We start from the raw sequence: 14,924 nt of genomic DNA on the forward strand, positions 1-14,924 counted from the left end.
AGAAAAATTTATTATGCGTGCATAATAAATTGTATAAAAAATTGTGAAAAGAGAAAGTAATTTACATTTTTCTGCTGAATTAATAAAAAAACTCCTCATAAAATGAGGAGTTTACTGATTTAAAGTTAAAGTTTACACTATACATTTGTAATCAGTGAATTGAATTAGCCATAAATTTTACTGTATAAATCTTGATATTTTGCTTTGATCACACGTCTTTTTAATTTCATAGTAGGGGTAAGGTGCTCTGCCTCAATACTCCACTCGTCAGAAGTGAGTTCGAATCTTTTAATACGTTCCCATTTTCCGAATTTTTCATTATGTTCGTCTACTTCTTCCTGAAAACGATCAATCACAGTTTGATTATTCACAATTTCTTCATTTGAGCTTCCGATAGCAATATTTTTTCTAGTTGCCCAATCCTTTACGAATTCGAAATTTGGTTGAATAAAAGCAGCTGGCATTTTTTCTCCATCTCCGATTACCATTATTTGCTCAATAAAACGAGACTGTTTCATTGCATTTTCTATTACCTGAGGAGCTACATATTTACCTCCAGAAGTTTTGAACATTTCCTTCTTACGATCTGTAATACGTAAGAAACCTTCACTATCAATTTCTCCAATATCTCCTGTATGGAAATATCCATTTTTTAATACTTCTTTACTTTTTTCTTCATCCTTATAGTATCCTATCATTACTTGAGGACCTTTTACAAGAATTTCTCCATCTTCTGCAATTTTTACTTCAGTGTCAGGAATCATCTTACCTACTGTGCCGATTTTAAATCCTTTATCTCTAATATCATTTACAGAAACTACAGGTGAGGTTTCAGTAAGTCCGTATCCTTCCATTACATTAATTCCAGCAGCATTAAATACTCTTGCTAGTCTGGATTGCAGTGCAGCACTTCCCGAAGCAATTACCTTTAGGTTACCACCTAATGCTTCTTGCCATTTGCTAAAAATTAATTTTCTAGCGATTCCTAATTTTTTCTCATACCACCATCCATTAGCGCCGTATGGTTCATATTGTAATCCAAGTTCAACAGCCCAGAAAAATAATTTCTTTTTTATTCCAGTAAGGTCTGTTCCTTTTGCAATAATCTTATCATATACTTTTTCTAACAATCTAGGAACAGCCGTCATAACATCTGGATGTACCTCTTTTAGATTATCACTTATTGTTTCTAAGGATTCTGCAAAATAAATACTTACACCTCTATATTGATATAAGTACATCAACATTCTCTCATAGATATGACATACAGGTAAGAAACTTAATGCTTTAGTTTCTCCATCTACAATAGGAAATCGAGTAGAACTGTGTAATGAATTTGAAACTACATTTTTATGACTAAGCATTACTCCTTTTGGTCTTCCTGTTGTTCCTGAGGTATAGATAAGCGTAGCAAGATCATCTTCTTTTACAGCAGCCATTAATTTTTCGACCTCGTCTTGATTACTATCATCTTTACCTAAATCTAAAACTTTGTTCCAACTGTCACAACCTTCTAAGTCATTAAAGGAATATACTTCTTTTAAAGAAGGAACATTGTCTTTTATATTTTTTACTTTTTGTAGTACTTCATCATCAGAAACAAAACAGTATACCGATTCAGAATGATTTAATACATACTCATAATCTTCTTGAGAAATGGTTGGATAGATTGGTACATCCTGAGCTCCAATTTGTAAAACTCCGATATCAACAATATTCCATTCTGTTCTGTTGTTAGAAGATATTATGGCAACTTTATCATTTGGTTTTACACCTAATCGTAATAAACCACGACTAATCTGGTTCGCTTTTTCTACATATTCTTTGGTAGAAGTAGCTACCCATTTACCATCATATTTAGTTATTAAAGCTTTGTCTAAGTTGTATTTCTCTAGTTGATAATGTGGAAAATCAAATAATCTAGTAATTGTATTCATAAGTTGTCTTCAGATATTTTTCTCTGTTTTTAAAAACCTTCAAGTTAAGTATTCTGTTTTAGAAACATAATCCTTAAATATTGTCTTAATACTGCATAGTAAAAACTTAATTAGCTTTATTAAATCTCACCAACTTTTTTAGCTATTGGAGAGTTTTAAAAAATTACTATGCATGCATAGTTTCGCAAATTATAAAAAATCTCACAATACACAACCCTAATATATAAAAAAACGAGCTATCTTTTAATAACTCCTCAAGATTTATGGAATAAAATTGAATATTTATTGTTTCAAAATTTTAAAAGTTTTGGTGTTTCCATCTATTTCTACGGTAAGAAAATATAAGCCCGAATTAAACTGTGAGATGTTAAATTCTTGAATACCAGAGATGTTGTTTTTTATATAGATTTCTTTACCAATAACATTTCTTATACTTAAATTAAAAATTTGAGAAGAAGAAGGTGATATTGTTATAATATCTTTAACGGGATTAGGAAAAACGTTAAATTCTGAAAATATATTGTCTTGGATGTCTAATACCGTTTGACTAATAGCATTTATTGTTATATCGTCAAAATAGAAGCCATCAGCTTGTGTATTACCATCCGAGACGAATTGAAAGCGAATCTTAATCGTTTCTCCTAAATAATCACTAAGGTCAATTACTTCTAATACCCAATCTGTTTGTGTTCCATCAAATAATGGTTCTCCAGTAGGTTGACCTGCATTTGCGCTTCCAGCATTTGTGAAATTCCCGCATTGTGGAATCCAAGATGCGCCATTATTTATAGAAACTTCAAATTGTGCATAATCCCAGTTGTTTTCTATATCCCATTTTGCATAGAATTGAACATTTGCGAATGCGGCGGTGCTTAAATCTATGCTTTGCGTTAATTCAATAGTTTTATTTTGATTCGCGCCGTAATTTCCTGTAGGCGATTCTGTAATAGAGGCTGTTGATGATACAAATGTGGATGTTGTTGTGGACCAACCTGATTGAGTATAGCCAGATATACTATTGGCATTATTGGCTACTATGCTTTGAAGAGATCCATATTTTTTAGTTACGTTAATGGACTCGGTGATTTCACCTCCATCTACTTGAATTGTATAAGAGATATCATCACCTATCTGTACAGAATTATTAAGGTTTATAACAATATTATCAGATACATCAGTTCCTATTTGAGTATTCATATAGGTTTTTGGAGTTCCTACACTTGTAATATTTGGAGATATAGGCACGATACTTACGGTAAAGTTACCTGTTCCTGTTACACCTAATCTCTTTAAAGCGTAATCTGCATTAAAAGATAGATTATTTCCGATAAACAAATTACCCAAACTTCCCACTTGAGCATAATTATTAGTCATTTTTGCTGCAGTAAGGTTTAAGTACATCATACCTTTGCAAATTCCATCTATTTGATTGGAAGCTGGCCAGAATGCAGTGCCAACCTCAGGAGTGAAGGAAAATATTTTGTTATGAGGTTGTGTAGTTCCTCCGTACATAAAATCGTCACTGTCACCTGCAAAAGGTGCATCTCTTAGAGGATTATATCCATTTTGAGATGTGAGCTCAGCTCCAATTGCTACAAAGATATCTTCATCAGGAGTAGGAGTATTGTTAGCATAAGAGTATGGGAAATATAACAACTCACCAAAAGTGTGATTGTTTAATGCAATAACAAAATTATGTTGTTCTATAAACCATTTCATTGCTTGATTTTCTACTTCAGAAAAAGCGCTGGTCCCGTGATATGTTTGATCATTTGTACTGCTCGATGAACCAGGACCACCCCAAGTTGCATTAGCAGCATTTCCGTTAGGATAGTGATCATAGTTACGATTGTTATCAACTCCATGTGTATTAAACCTGTTTTTTCTCCAAAGTCCGCCACCATTTGGATTGGTGACTTGGTTATATAGATATCCATCGGGATTTAATACAGGTATAAAATATAGTTCTGTATTATCAACTATTTGTTTAATGTCTGGGTCCGAATTATAATTTTCTAACAGGTACCACATATAATAAATAAGCTGAGATAAACTAGCTGGTTCTCTAGCGTGATGAATAGCATCATATAATATTTCGGATTCATTTTCATCGACATCAGGATTATCTGATATACGAACCCATTGTATCGTATTACTTCCTATGGATGGTGTTACCGAGTTATCTGGAGTTCCATTGGTCAAGAAAGTACCGATATTTGCTCTAGCAGAAATTAATGTTGGATATTGAGCACGCATAGCATCCAGATTATTTAACATTTCCTGATATGTTAAGTATCCTCCCATAGATCCTAATGAAAAATTAGATGGAGTAGGGTAGTTAGTTGTGGTTCCGTTTCCAGATGGGCAAGTTAGATTCTGTATGGCTTTTTGAGTTTTTGCAATCTCATTTCGCTTTATAAAATCAGCTTCTGCATCCTCTATGATAATCTCAACTTTAAACCCTAAATTTTTGGCAATTTCGAGCTCGGTATTTGAAAAATCCGAAATAATAAAAATACCTTTTTTATGTTGCCCATGATCCATCGGAATTCCAGCTTCCATAAGTTTCTGGAAATTCTGAGGCGTATTGTATATGATTTTTGCTCTACTATATGTTGGTTTTGTTTGTGAAATAGTAAGCGCAGAAACCAGAAAAATAAAGGTTAAGAGTATTTTTTTCATGGTTCGTAGATTTTAATTAAGATGCACAAGTATCTATTCTATTTTGAATAGATACTAATTATACTATATAACAGTTTAAAATAAATAAACCCTACTCAATTGTGTTCTAAGGTATCATGAAAAATACAAAAATCTCTATGTATTCTCAATCCAGACTTTTGCATTTACAAAAGCTTCGATCCAAGGAGATACTTCATCTTGTCTTCCTTTTGGGTAATTAGCCCAATTCCATTGAAACGTAGAACGCTCAATATGCGGCATCATCACAAGGTGACGACCTGTCGTATCACACATCATTGCCGTATTATAATCAGACCCATTAGGATTAGCTGGATATCCTTCATATCCATATTTTGCAACAATATTATATTGATCTTCGGCAAGCGGAAGGTTGAATTTTCCTTCACCATGAGAAATCCATACTCCTAATGTGCTTCCAGCTAAGGAAGATAACATTACAGAGTTATTTTCTTGAATTTTAACTGAAGTAAAACCGCTTTCGTGTTTATGAGAATTATTATGAAGCATTTTTCCGTGTTCATTGTGTTCTGGATTTATTACTTCTAGTTCCATAAATAACTGACATCCATTACAAATACCAACAGACAATGTATCTTCTCTTTTAAAGAAGTTTTTTAAAGCAGTATTTGCTTTTTCGTTATAAAGGAATGCACCAGCCCAACCTTTAGCAGAACCAAGAACATCACTATTAGAGAATCCTCCGACAGCACCAATAAATTGAATGTCCTCTAATGTTTCGCGACCAGAAATTAAATCGGTCATATGTACATCTTTAACATCAAAACCTGCAAGGTACATTGCGTTTGCCATTTCACGTTCAGAATTACTTCCTTTTTCACGTATAATCGCTGCTTTCGGCCTTGGTTTAGTATTGTCAATTACTGGAAGTTTTCCTGTAAACTGTTTTGGAAATGTATATTGTAATGATTGATTTGCAAAATTGTCAAATCGATCTTTTGCTAAATTACCAGCAGTTTGCTTTTTGTCTAGGAAAAATGATGTTTGAAACCATGTTTTTCGAAGGGTTTCAATATCAAAGTTATAAGATTCAGTACCATTTTTGATACGTAAAGCAGTATGCTTTGAAACTTTTCCAATATTGAAAAATTCAACATTATTTTCTGTAAGGATGTTTTCGATATCTGAGTTAATCTCGCTTTGAAAAACGATTCCAGAATTTTCCGCAAATAATAACTTGATGATATCTTGTTCTCCTATGTTTGAAAGATCTAATGTTGCTCCCAAATTGATGTCTGCAAAACACAATTCTAGTAAGGTAGTAATTAGGCCACCAGAAGCAACATCGTGTCCAGCAACAATTTTACCTTCTCGTACTAATTGTTGTATGGTATTGAATGTATTTTTAAAACTCTCGTTGTTTCTGATACTAGGTGTTTCGGAACCAATTTTATTGATGATTTGAGAAAAAGAAGACCCTCCAAGTTTATAGGAGTCTTGGGATAAATTAATATAGTAAATATTTCCCTCATCTTTTTGAAAAACAGGTTCTACTATTTTAGTTATGTCATTGCAATTAGCTGCTGCAGATATGATAACTGTTCCTGGCGAAATTACTTCTTCATTAGGGTATTTCTGTTTCATAGAAAGTGAATCCTTACCTGTTGGCACATTCACTCCTAAATCAATAGCAAAATCCGAAATTGCTTTTACCGCTTTATATAATCTGGCATCTTCTCCTTCATTTTTACATGGCCACATCCAGTTTGCAGATAAAGAAATAGATTGTAATCCATCCTTTAATGGAGCCCATACAATATTGGTTAAAGCTTCGGCAATGGAATTCTTACTTCCTGCTTCTGGATCAATAAGTCCTGAAATAGGAGAGTGACCTATAGAAGTAGCAATACCTTCGTTTGAAGTATAATCCAGCGCCATAACACCACAATTGTTTAGTGGTAATTGTAATGGTCCAGCACACTGTTGTTTTGCAACTTTTCCTCCTACACAGCGATCTACTTTGTTTGTCAACCAGTCTTTACAAGCAACAGCTTCTAATTGTAATACTTGTTCCAGATAGTTGTAGATGTTTTCTTTTTGATAGGTTCCATTCTCATAATTACGATCAATTGTTTTATCGTTCATGATTGTTTTAGGAGAACTACCAAACATATCTTCTAAAGCTAAATCCATAGGCTTATCACCTTTGGTTTTGGATTCGAATGTAAAACGATCGTCACCTGTAACATCACCTACCTGGTACATTGGGGAACGTTCACGTTCTGCAATACGTTCTAATGTATCTATATCTTTTTGACCAATAACTAATCCCATTCGTTCTTGGGATTCATTTCCGATAATTTCTTTTGCAGAAAGTGTTGGGTCTCCAACTGGTAAGTTATCCAGGTCGATTTTTCCACCTGTTTCTTCTACTAATTCAGAAAGACAATTAAGATGTCCACCTGCTCCGTGATCATGTATAGAAACAATAGTATTAACATCGCTTTCTACCATACCACGAATGGCATTGGCAGCGCGCTTTTGCATTTCAGGATTAGAACGTTGGATTGCATTAAGTTCTATACCGCTACTAAATTCTCCAGTATCAGCAGAAGAAACCGCAGCTCCACCCATTCCAATACGATAATTTTCTCCACCAAGGATAACGATCTTATCTCCAGTTTCTGGCTTATCTTTTATCGCTTGTTCGGCTTTACCATATCCAATTCCTCCAGCTTGCATAATTACTTTGTCAAAACCTAAGGTACGTGCATCTTCTTTGTGTTCAAAAGTAAGTACAGATCCTGTAATTAATGGTTGTCCAAATTTGTTTCCAAAATCTGAAGCTCCATTAGAAGCTTTGATAAGGATATCAACTGGCGTTTGGTATAACCATTTTCTTTCTTCAACTGCTTGTTCCCATGGTCTGTTTTCTTCTAAACGAGAATACGAGGTCATGTATACAGCAGTTCCAGCAAGAGGAAGAGAACCTTTTCCTCCTGCAAGACGATCTCTGATTTCTCCTCCAGAACCTGTTGCAGCACCATTAAATGGTTCGACAGTGGTAGGGAAGTTATGCGTCTCAGCTTTTAAAGAAATTACGCTTTCAAAGTCTTTTTCTTCATAGAAATCTGGTTTATCTGCACTTTTTGGTGCAAACTGAGTAACTTTTGGGCCTTTAATAAAAGCTACATTGTCTTTATATGCAGAAACGATATCATTAGGATTCGTTTCAGAGGTTTTTTTGATTAATTTAAAAAGAGAAGTAGGTTGTTCCTCTCCATCAATGATAAAAGTTCCGTTAAATATTTTATGTCTACAGTGCTCTGAATTTACCTGAGAAAAACCAAAAACTTCAGAATCTGTTAGTTTTCTTCCAATCTTTTTTGCTACCTCTTCGAGATATACTACTTCTTCTGGGCTTAGCGCCAAACCTTCACTTTGATTATACGCTTGGATATCGTCTATTTCCAGAATAGCTTCTGGTTCAATATCGATAGTATAAATCTCCTGATGCAGACTTGTATATTTTTGAGAAAGCATGGGATCAAAGTCCATAAAATTTTCTGATACTGCTTGGAACTCTTCAATACGAATAATTCCTACTATTCCCATGTTTTGAGTGATCTCAACTGCATTGGTACTCCAAGGAGTAATCATAGCGGCTCGCGGACCAACAAAAAAAGCGTCAATAGACGCCGAAGAAATTTTAGGTTGGTTACCAAATAACCAGGTTAATTTTTTGATATTTTCAGTTGAGATTTCATTTGTAGTTTGTACTGCAAATACTTTCTCATTTTGGTTTCCGAAGAAGTGGATCATGCTCCCAGACTTTGTGTTGTTTTTAATAAGCTGCAAATTTACTACTTTTCTTTATAAAGTATTGTATAAAACTTAAACTGAATGATAGAGTTATTCACTAAGTTTTAAATAACAATTGGAAATAAAAAAAAGCGGCAATCAAGCCGCTTTTTACTTTATTGTATCACCACCTTTTTGGTAATGCTCCTTTGAGAAGATATAATCTCAAGAAGTAATATTCCTTTCGGAAGGTTTGATAACTGAGTTGTTTCTTCAATGTTTTGTTTGGCAATAATTCTCTTACCAGTGATGTCATATATATTCAATTCATTATCATTACCATTAGGAATATTTACGGTAATGGATCCATCAAATGAAGGATTAGGATATATTGCTACCAAATCATCCAAGTCAAAATCATCTACTCCCAATGCAGGATCATAGCATGTCCAAGATAAATCATCTATAATCACCCTATCACCAGTTGTTACTTTATCTGTAAAAGAGACCGCAATATTACCTGTAATATTGATATCACTAATCGTAGCTGTTTGTTGTACATCACTATAAGGAATTGTTCCGACAGAGGTTCCATTAACTCTTACTGTGAATGTTCCGTTACCTCCACCAAATACTCTGATTGTAGTTACTGTCAATGAACCAATACCACCTGAAATAGATGGACCAGTTAATTCTCCGTTTCTAATAGTAATTGCAGAACCCGTAAGTGTTTGATCTGTTCTGGCATCCGTTGCAGTCCAGTTTCCTCCATCATCGCCTGTCCACATGCGGGTTTCGTATGAGCTGGATGCAGCTCCAATATTAGCAAATGTCTCTGTAGCACAGTCGCTTCCTCCAGTTCCACCAGCTAAGGTTGTTCCATTTGCAGAATTGCTTTGTGCAGATTCGTTTCCAGCTGCATCTTTTGCTAATACAGTAAAGGAGTACGTGGTTTCAGCACTTAAACCATTAACAGTTGTAGTGGTAGTAGCAACAGATTTATTAAAAACAGAATTTACATATACATCATATGCTGTTACTGCTGTATTATCTGTAGAAGCAGTCCAAGAAAGGTCAATACTATTAGAAGTTTCGTTAGAAACCATCAAGTTTGTTGGTGTTGTTGGTGGCTCTGTATCTGTAGTAGAAGTCCATATCATCCCTACATATTCTGGATGATCAATAAAAGGATTTCGATTGTTTTGTATAGCAAAAATAGCATTATTTCGATCTATTTCTCTAGCTGATACAGGGTCCTGATTATGCCAGGCTATAAGAATATTTAAAAATGTCTGATCAAAAACTTGATTACTAGTTCCATTAAACATAGTATATGTGTAACCCGATACGTTGTCCTCATATCGAGTAGCAAAGTAGAAATGCATTCTTGCAATATCTCCTTTAAATTCGTCTATAGGTTCAAAAACTGTAGCCGTATATCCTGCTGAGTATCCAGCATCTAAATTGTTACCTCTTTTTGATCCATTTGTTGTTGTTAAGTTAGCAGTTTGTACTCTCCCGAAAGGGAAACTACCACGTGCACCATTTACAAATTTATCAGATGGAACTACAAAATGGGCATCCGAACGTTGTGGTGTTACTTGATTAAACACAGATTGCGGAATGATGTGTTCCCTATTATAAAATTGACCTTCTGAGGTTCCTCCAGATCCAGGATCCTGATCTGTAAAATGGGTATATTCATATGAATCAGTACCAGTAGGGTTTTCAGAATACATGTCTAAAACAGTACCATTGTTTTCATAGTAAGAATCAGAATCCGAAGTTAAATATGTTGTATATAATGCACTGTAACCAGGATCCGTTGATTGGAATTCAGGTGTTAAGCCGTCATTATCGCTATCAATGATGTTTTTCAATTGCGTTTTTAAAGTGTATCCTGATCCAGTTGCAGAATCATAATAATTTGTTGGAACCTGACTATATCCAGCATAAAATGTACAAAGCGCGATGAGAAGTAATTTTGTTTTCATTATTTGTTACGTACGTTGAGTTATTTTCTTTCTAGCAATGCCATATAGAATCCATCATATCCAGATTCAGAAGAAAGGACTTTTTTATCTTTTACAAAGATAAAATCTTTTCCTATTTCTTTGGTTAAGAATGTTTTAACCTGATCTTGATTTTCAGAAGGTAAAATAGAACAAGTGGCGTATACAAGCTTGCCACCTGATTTTACCATTTTAGCGTAGCTTTCTAAAATTTGAGATTGCGTTTGCTTTATTTTTTCCAGAAATTCTGGTTGTAGTTTCCATTTGGCATCTGGATTTCTACTTAAGACTCCCAATCCACTACAAGGAGCATCAATCAAAACTCGATCTGCTTTTCCGTGTAATTTCTTAATGTCTTTCGTGCTTTCGATAGTTCTTGGTTCTATATTATGGGCTCCAGCACGTCTTGCTCTTCTTTTAAGTTCTTTTAGCTTATTGCTGTAAATATCCATTGCAATCACTTGTCCTTTGTTTTCCATCAATGCAGCTAGGTGCAATGTTTTTCCACCAGCACCAGCACAAGTATCTACTACTCGTTGTCCTGGTTTTACTTCTAGGAAATCAGCTACTAATTGAGAGGAAGCATCCTGTACTTCGAATAAACCATTTTTAAAAGCTTCTGTAGAGAAAACATTGGCTCTTTCTGTAAGTTGAAGCGCAGATGGATACCCTTTAATAAATTCTGTGTCTATATTTTGATCTTCAAGAATACCTCTAAGTTTATCTTTGGAGATTTTTAAAGCATTTGCTCTTAAAACTACAGGAGCTTGTTGGTTTAATGCAGCAATTTCTTTATCCCATTTTGATCCAAGTTCTTTTTCTCCTAGTTCATCCATCCAATCAGGGATAGATTCTCTGAATTTTCGGGTATTGCTTAGTTCATCAAAACGGCCTTTGATACGTCTGGTAGGTGTTGGAACGATTTGTTTCCAATCTGGTAAAGTAATACCTCTTAGTGTGGCCCAAACAGCAAACATCCTCCATAGATTCTCTCTAGAAAAAGGTTCAGAGACGTCTGCAATTTCAGCATAAAGACGTTTCCATCGCACGATATCATATACAGTTTCTGCAACAAAGCTTCGGTCACGAGAACCCCACCTTTTATCACGTTTTAGTAATTTTTGAACTACTTTATCAGCATAAGCTCCTTCATTAAAAATATCATTCAGTCCATCAATTACGGCAAAGACCAGATTTCTATGTAAACGCATCCTTTATTTTTTTAGGGTTTGCAAAGGTAATCCTTTGCTTTAGAATAGTGTTATATTTGACTCAAAAATATTGGATATGAGATTTTTACTATTATTCTTAGTGGTTGTTTCTTTTTTTAATTGTGGTACTGATACAGAAAAAGTAATTCAACATAATTTTTCTGAAGTGATTGTGAAACCAGTTTTCAGTGATTCAGTAAGTATTAGAGCTATTGAGGTAACTAATGATCTACTCATGTTTGCGGGTAATAATGGTATGTACGGAACTTTTGATATTGATAATACACTTGATATAAAAGGTAAAAAGATATCGGTTTTAGATTATGAAGGAAAGAAAATCCATTTTAGAGCAATAGCGGATACTGAAACTGACTTTTTCGTATTAAGTATTGCATCACCAGCATTATTATATAAAATTAATAAGGTAACAGAAGAAACTAAGCTTGTTTATAAAGAGGTACACGAAAAGGTGTTCTATGACGCTATAGCTTTTTGGAACAATAAAGAAGGAATTGCGATGGGAGATCCTACAGACGGATGTTTATCGATGATCATTACAAGAGACGGAGGAGAAACGTGGGATAAAGTTTCTTGCGATAAATTGCCAAAAACGATAGAAGGTGAGGCGGCTTTTGCTGCTAGTAATGGTAATATTAGTATTGTAGGTTGTAAAACTTGGGTTGTTTCTGGCGGAATGAAATCGAGAGTATTTTATTCGGCAGATAAAGGAAATAGTTGGAGCGTTTCTGAAACACCAATAATACAAGGAACAGCAACAACGGGAACATATTCTATAGATTTTTATGATGAAAAAAATGGTGTTATTTATGGAGGTGATTATACAAAGCCATCAGAAAATAAAGGAAATAAAGCAATTACCACTGATGGAGGTGTAACCTGGAATTTGGTTGCAGATGGAGTAGGAGCTGATTATAAGAGTTGTATTCGGTATGTACCTAATAGCGGTGGTCTGGAAATGATAGCTACTGGATTTACAGGAATTTCTATTTCTAACGATGCTGGGAATACTTGGAAAGAAATCAGTAAAGAAGGTTTTTATACAATGAGATTCATTAATGATAGTACTGCTGTTGCTGCAGGAAAGAATAGGATTGCAACATTGAATTTTAAAAAACAAAAAAGTAAATGATAAAGGGATCTCATTTACTTTTTATACAAAATCAGCAAGATTTGTTGTTTTTAATTTCTTTGTCTTCTATTACGAAGTTGTTTTAGGAGACGTTTATTAAAATCCATCTCTGCTTTTACGAGTTTTAGGATTTTTTTATGCGGAATAACTTGTCTTAGATCAGTTATTAATTTTTTTCGTGCAATAAATTTCCTTTCTTCAGCTTGTAGATAGTTGCTTAAAAAATCTTCAGCTTCGTTTTCACTTAAGCTATCAAATCCTTCGGCTTCTTTTATTGCTCGTATAGATTTTCGTTCTTTTTTCTTAAGCCCTTCCATTGTATCCTGGTGTTCATTATAAATGGGCCAAAATTGCTGAGCTTCTTTACTGTTTAAATTTAATTGCTCTGTTATGTAGGCTATTTTTAACGCTTTTACTCTTTCTCTAGAACCTTTTTGTGCTAGAGAAATATTAGCAGTAAAAACGATAATACATAGTAATAGTATTTTTTTCATGTGTTCTTTTTTATTCAACATATATGATATCATCTTCTAACTCCTCATCAGATAAATAATTTTCTAATTCTTCTTCACTTAATTGGGTATCACTAAAAGAGTCAGCTAAATTGGCTTCATCATCTAATAATTCTGCAATTTCAATATCACTAAATTCTGCGTTTCCTTCGTCAAAATATTCTTGAATATCTGCGATATCAATAGTATCAAAAACAAGAGGATCGTTATCGGTATTAATAGATATTGAAACAATGATAGCAATCATAGCAGCAATACCTGAAATATATAAGATATTCTTTCTTGAAAAAAGTGATATTACTTTAGTTTCCTTATTTGCATGGATCGTTTTTTGCAAAATTGTTGCTTCTATATTTTCAAAGTATGCATCAGGAGTAGTTAAGCCTGTTTTTAAATTATCTGGAAGTTTGGTAACCTCTTCGCTATTTGAATTCAATTTTTGCATCAGCCGATCCTCAAACGTATCAAAATAATCATCAGGAATTTTTAGGCCAGAGGATTCTTTGTCAGATAGTAAAGTGGTACTTTTATCTTCTTGAGAGATTTTCTCCATAAGTTTTTCCTCGAACGTATCGAAATAATCCTTAGGAACCTTAAATCCTCCTTTGTCGTTATGTAAATTATCTGTGTTCACTATATATAAGACGATGTAAATGTATAAAGGTTTAATTAGTTTTTAAAAATTCTTCAATTTTTTTGGAAGCTAAATGATAGGAGGCTTTCAATGCACCTTCACTGGTTTCCAGAATTTCTGACATTTCTTTATACTTTAATTCCTGAAAATATTTCATATTAAATACCTGTTGCTGTTTCTGCGGAAGAATCGCAATGGCTTTTTGCAATTTAAGCTGAATCTCATCTCCTTCAAAGTATACATCAGCTTCTAAGTTTTGTATGAGCTGTTGTTGCAGTTCTTCATTGCTTATGTTATATTTTTTCGCTTTTTGGTTTAAGAAACTAATGGATTCATTTGTCGCTATTCGGTACATCCAAGAATATAACTTACTATCACCTTTAAACTTATTGATGTTTTTATATACTTTAATAAATACATTCTGCAAGATATCATCGGTATCATCATGGTTTTTTACCATATTTCTAATATGCCAATATAATCTTTGGCTATATGCTGCCACAAGTTTACTAAAGGCATTATTCATGTCTTTATCCGTTTGTAGTGCAATAAGTAAATTTTCTTCTTCTTGAATATTCAAAAGTTATAGTTGTTTAAGGGTCGTTGGTATACTACTGGTTTATAGTAAGACTAAAATTAATAAAAAAGGTTTAATCATCAATAAAATAATTTATTTGTAAGAATTTTGTAGGAATTAATGTTAAAATATAGGGTAATTTGCATTTTTTATTGATAAAATGCACAATTTGTTTGGTGAATTGAAAAATGATCGTATCTTTACAGTGTAAAAATGAGTTAACGCTTTCATTTCCCCCAAAGTGAAGGTTTTTAATAAAAGTGAGTTTTAATTTTAGATTAAGCCCCTAAATTAAGATGATTTGTGTGAAGAGAAAGAGTGCGAAAGCACTCTTTTTTATTTTATAAATGTTTCAGAGTTGAGATGTTGATTAAATTACTTTGATTATATGTTAAATATATTAATATGTAGGAATAATACTACTATTTG

9 protein-coding genes are annotated in these 14,924 nt (G+C 33.6%); 1 reads left to right on the forward strand and 8 read right to left on the reverse strand.

Annotated features, from left to right (window positions below):
* Window positions 1–164 precede the first annotated feature (164 nt).
* The 5 genes from QBK95_RS16280 to QBK95_RS16300 all read right to left on the reverse strand — a co-directional run bounded on the left by QBK95_RS16280 (window position 165) and on the right by QBK95_RS16300 (window position 11,622).
* The gene (locus QBK95_RS16280; protein WP_280935608.1) at window positions 165–1,937 is read right to left on the reverse strand and encodes an AMP-dependent synthetase/ligase; all 1,773 of its coding nucleotides are present in this window, start codon (window positions 1,935–1,937) and stop codon (window positions 165–167) included.
* Window positions 1,938–2,219: 282 nt separating this feature from the next.
* Window positions 2,220–4,619, reverse strand: a complete 2,400-nt coding sequence (locus tag QBK95_RS16285; RefSeq protein WP_280935609.1) for a M14 family metallopeptidase — start codon at window positions 4,617–4,619, stop codon at window positions 2,220–2,222.
* A 135-nt stretch (window positions 4,620–4,754) separates the two neighbouring features.
* The gene (purL, locus tag QBK95_RS16290) at window positions 4,755–8,420 is read right to left on the reverse strand and encodes a phosphoribosylformylglycinamidine synthase (protein ID WP_280935610.1); all 3,666 of its coding nucleotides are present in this window, start codon (window positions 8,418–8,420) and stop codon (window positions 4,755–4,757) included.
* A gap of 155 nt (window positions 8,421–8,575) precedes the next feature.
* Complete coding sequence (locus tag QBK95_RS16295; RefSeq protein ID WP_280935611.1) at window positions 8,576–10,393, reverse strand: endonuclease; 1,818 nt, start codon at window positions 10,391–10,393, stop codon at window positions 8,576–8,578.
* Window positions 10,394–10,413: 20 nt separating this feature from the next.
* Window positions 10,414–11,622: an RsmB/NOP family class I SAM-dependent RNA methyltransferase gene (locus tag QBK95_RS16300; protein WP_280935612.1), complete on the reverse strand. Its 1,209-nt coding sequence runs from the start codon at window positions 11,620–11,622 to the stop codon at window positions 10,414–10,416.
* Between the two features lie 76 nt (window positions 11,623–11,698).
* Between QBK95_RS16300 and QBK95_RS16305 the strand changes: the two genes are divergently transcribed.
* Window positions 11,699–12,772, forward strand: coding sequence for a WD40/YVTN/BNR-like repeat-containing protein (locus tag QBK95_RS16305; RefSeq protein ID WP_280935613.1), 1,074 nt, complete (start codon window positions 11,699–11,701; stop codon window positions 12,770–12,772).
* 50 nt (window positions 12,773–12,822) lie between these two features.
* Here the strand turns inward: QBK95_RS16305 and QBK95_RS16310 are convergent, their stop codons facing one another.
* The 3 genes from QBK95_RS16310 to QBK95_RS16320 are packed head-to-tail and all read right to left on the reverse strand — an operon-like array spanning window position 12,823 to window position 14,492.
* Entirely contained in the window at window positions 12,823–13,266 is a 444-nt protein-coding gene (locus QBK95_RS16310; RefSeq protein WP_280935614.1) for a sensor of ECF-type sigma factor, read from the reverse strand.
* A gap of 10 nt (window positions 13,267–13,276) precedes the next feature.
* Entirely contained in the window at window positions 13,277–13,918 is a 642-nt protein-coding gene (locus tag QBK95_RS16315; RefSeq protein ID WP_280935615.1) for a hypothetical protein, read from the reverse strand.
* A 31-nt stretch (window positions 13,919–13,949) separates the two neighbouring features.
* Window positions 13,950–14,492, reverse strand: coding sequence for an RNA polymerase sigma factor (locus QBK95_RS16320; RefSeq protein ID WP_280935637.1), 543 nt, complete (start codon window positions 14,490–14,492; stop codon window positions 13,950–13,952).
* Window positions 14,493–14,924 lie beyond the last annotated feature (432 nt).

This window comes from Aquimarina mycalae, assembly GCF_029906345.1.
GTDB lineage: Bacteria > Bacteroidota > Bacteroidia > Flavobacteriales > Flavobacteriaceae > Aquimarina.

What these genes read in the sequence shown, in the direction of transcription:
- QBK95_RS16280 (WP_280935608.1), bottom strand. Translation starts at nt 1,937, where the DNA reads ATGAATACAATTACTAGATTATTTGATTTTCCACATTATCAACTAGAG.
- QBK95_RS16305 (WP_280935613.1), top strand. Translation starts at nt 11,699, where the DNA reads ATGAGATTTTTACTATTATTCTTAGTGGTTGTTTCTTTTTTTAATTGT.
- QBK95_RS16285 (WP_280935609.1), bottom strand. Translation starts at nt 4,619, where the DNA reads ATGAAAAAAATACTCTTAACCTTTATTTTTCTGGTTTCTGCGCTTACT.
- purL (WP_280935610.1), bottom strand. Translation starts at nt 8,420, where the DNA reads ATGATCCACTTCTTCGGAAACCAAAATGAGAAAGTATTTGCAGTACAA.
- QBK95_RS16300 (WP_280935612.1), bottom strand. Translation starts at nt 11,622, where the DNA reads ATGCGTTTACATAGAAATCTGGTCTTTGCCGTAATTGATGGACTGAAT.
- QBK95_RS16295 (WP_280935611.1), bottom strand. Translation starts at nt 10,393, where the DNA reads ATGAAAACAAAATTACTTCTCATCGCGCTTTGTACATTTTATGCTGGA.
- QBK95_RS16310 (WP_280935614.1), bottom strand. Translation starts at nt 13,266, where the DNA reads ATGAAAAAAATACTATTACTATGTATTATCGTTTTTACTGCTAATATT.